Origin of the sequence: Bradyrhizobium sp. (assembly GCF_035570375.1) — a bacterium.
Classification (GTDB): Bacteria; Pseudomonadota; Alphaproteobacteria; order Rhizobiales; family Xanthobacteraceae; genus Bradyrhizobium.
On sequence record NZ_DATMLW010000082.1, the window covers coordinates 1 to 2,853 of the forward strand.

At 60.3% G+C, this 2,853-nt stretch carries 4 protein-coding genes; 2 read left to right on the forward strand and 2 right to left on the reverse strand.

What is annotated here, in order from left to right; genetic code table 11:
- Positions 1-339: 339 nt before the first annotated feature.
- Positions 340-468: a hypothetical protein gene (locus VNX23_RS09195; protein ID WP_325629234.1), complete on the forward strand. Its 129-nt coding sequence runs from the start codon at positions 340-342 to the stop codon at positions 466-468.
- 231 nt (positions 469-699) lie between these two features.
- Here the strand turns inward: VNX23_RS09195 and VNX23_RS09200 are convergent, their stop codons facing one another.
- Together VNX23_RS09200 and VNX23_RS09205 are read right to left on the reverse strand one after the other, a co-directional pair.
- Positions 700-1,134: a hypothetical protein gene (locus tag VNX23_RS09200; RefSeq protein ID WP_325629236.1), complete on the reverse strand. Its 435-nt coding sequence runs from the start codon at positions 1,132-1,134 to the stop codon at positions 700-702.
- Between the two features lie 2 nt (positions 1,135-1,136).
- Positions 1,137-1,682, reverse strand: coding sequence for a LysR family transcriptional regulator (locus VNX23_RS09205; RefSeq protein ID WP_325629238.1), 546 nt, complete (start codon positions 1,680-1,682; stop codon positions 1,137-1,139).
- Positions 1,683-1,801: 119 nt separating this feature from the next.
- Between VNX23_RS09205 and VNX23_RS09210 the strand changes: the two genes are divergently transcribed.
- Entirely contained in the window at positions 1,802-2,689 is an 888-nt protein-coding gene (locus VNX23_RS09210; protein WP_325629240.1) for a hypothetical protein, read from the forward strand.
- Positions 2,690-2,853: the final 164 nt, after the last annotated feature.

Genomic DNA, 2,853 nt, shown 5'->3' on the forward strand with positions numbered 1-2,853 from the left:
ATGTCTGGCCAATCGGGTGGGCCGACATCATGACCGGCGGGATGACGCCGCAGGCCGCCGCCGAAAAGGCTTTCAAACGGGTGGAAGAGATCTTCTCGAAATACCCGGTTGAGCAAACCTGAATCGAGCCCTCGCTTCGCCGTTTCCCCGTAAGCGGAGCACGCGTTCTGCTCTACTTTTGCCATTCCGACGGATCGCCGGCCGCATGCGGTCGATACGGACGCCGTGACCCGGTTCGCTACGGCCGCAGCCTCTTTGGCAGTAAAACTAACACGCTGATCGTTGGCTTTGTACCACTTCACAGTTCCCATCTCTTGGACGGCCGCCTCCGAGCGCTGCATGTCTGATGACGATCTGAACCTCGTTCGTGACAGCCTGGGCGGAACTGCCGTGCTGCTATCGACGCTCAAGACTTCCGTCACGCTGGAGGAAGGCGGATTCGAACTCTCAGTCCCGGGTGGCAAGTAGGTACCGGCACGTAATGCCGTGGATCGTAGATCGTCGGTATTACGTGCCGAAACGGCGCCGATGTTCGTCGACAATCGCGCCGTCCTAGCGGATCACGACACGATCGCATAGGACCTGGATCTCGACGGTCCGGCCCACGGCGCGCGGAGGTGACCCCGGCACTGCCAGCGAGGCGAGCGATGCAAGCCCTATCCTACGACTACATCTTTGTCGGCGCCGGCTCGTGCGAGACTAGGCGGTCCGACTTTTCAACTCTGATACTTCGGCTGCCCGCGATCCACCAAACAGCTCATAAATTGCGGCGCGGAACCATCGATGTCCTCGGTCGGCATGAACGCGCTCGTGCCAGAACTGGCTGATCTCGACGCGCGGCAAGTTGAGCGGCGTCCGGAAAACGGCGAGTTGAAGATCGTCAACCACATATTCCGCGAATCTGGCAGGTATGCTGGCGACGGCATCGGTTCGGCTTGCCACGAACGCGGCAGTGACGAAACTGGGCACCCGGACCTGCACATGGTCCTTGTCCAGCTTGCTGGTCAAGACCTGCTCGAGTACCTGATGCACGGCGTGCCCCGTGTTTGAAAAGGTCACCATGATGTGGCGTTCGCGCAGAAAGGCTTCTGGGTCGGATAGGTTTCGAATTCGCGGATGGCCCTTGCGCACCACGCTCACGTAGGTTTCGGAATAAAGGCGCTGGCGCCGCATCGTCGCCGCGGCGCCGGGAAACATGCCAAGGCGACATCCGCCTCTCCTGCTTCGAGGCGCGCTCCGAATTGTCGGGAATCGAGTGGAACGGCCATGAGTCGCAAGCCTTGCCCTGCCTTCTCCAGATGGGCCATGAGGGGAGGCACCATCTGTATCATTCCTACCTCGGTGATGAGCACCGAGAACTCCCTGGTGGAAGATCGGGGGTCGAATGAAGAGGTCGAGGACCGCATGGCATCAGAGGCGGCTAGCAATCCCCGCAACGGCTGCTCAAGTTCAATCGCCCTGGGGGTCGGGCGCAGCGATAGGCCGACCCGCACGAACAGCGGATCGCCGAAATGGACCCGCAGCTTGGCGAGTATCTTGCTGACCGACGACTGCGTCGTATCGAGGATCTGTGCGGCGCGCGTGATGCTGCCGACTTCCAGCAGCAGGCTCAGAACCCTCAAGTGCCGAAGGCCGATGTCGTCTTCATCCACGGATTCGGCTCCATCGATCGCGACCCGCACAATTGTACCTGCATTCCAATACCGAATGAAGTCTATTCCCATATTCAGCTAGAGCCGAGTGCCTCTGCCGGGATAGGATTTGGATCAATCGATGCAGTCCAGTGAAGACGGAGGACAGCGTGAAAAATCAGAAATTCATCATCCAGCCGCATTTTCGGCTGCAGGAATGGGTCGCCGACGAGAAAGGCTACTTCGCGGACGAAGGTCTCGAATACGTCTTCGAGGAAACCGTGCGATCGACGGACGGCAAGTCGCACGACAAGGATGGACAAAAGTCCGGCGCCTACCAGACCTTCGAAAAGGGCCGCACCTCCGACGTCAATTGCGCCTGCCATTGGACCGTGAACGTGGCGGCGTCGAACGGCCACGGCAAGCTCTGGGCGGACGTGTATTCGGTCGCGCCGGCCGGCATTTTCGTGCCGCACGACTCGCCCATCCGCAGCCCGGAAGAGCTTGCGGGCGTGCCGATCTCGGTCGGCTATCAGTCGGGGAGCCACTATTCGAGCATCCAGGCGCTCGAGCAGTACCTGCCGGCTGACAAGATCAGCCTGTCCTTCACGGAGGGCATGCTGTTCAAGCGGCTGGACAACCTACTCGAGGGCAAGTCGAAGGCATCGACCCTGTTCAGCGGCCCCTACTATCTTGCCGAGCAGCTCGGATACCGGAAGATCATCGATACAACCTTCATGATCGCATCCATGATCACCGGTACGCCGGACGACGAAGACCTCAAGCGCTTCTTGCGCGCCCTCAAGCGCGCGCAACGCGACATCGACCTGCGGCCCGAGCTCTATACCCATTATTACAAGAACGAGTTTCCCGTTCGCTATCACGGGATCATGGATATTCGCCGTTGGGGGCCCGGCGAGCGCATCGTGTTCGAGCCCTATACGGCGGAAGCTTTCGCGCAGTCGCGCGACTGGATCGCGGAGCGGGAAATCTTCGAGGGCGGCAAATCCAGTATGGGGACGGACACCTACACGGACGCCGTCGTTCGACTGACCTGATAGCCAGGTATCCTACAGTAGGGCGCTGCGGGGATGTTAGGTTCCGCGCTCTCGTAAAAGGGAGCATGGCTTTGGCTCCTCTGTCTCCCTGTGGGCCAAGCCTCATCCTTGGCGTCGAGCTGCTGCTCGACGCTTTTTTTGCTCACCCGGCCTAAGGCAGGTCT

Coding starts and splice junctions, on each gene's coding strand:
- VNX23_RS09195 (WP_325629234.1), top strand. CDS start 340: ATGTCTGATGACGATCTGAACCTCGTTCGTGACAGCCTGGGCGGAACT.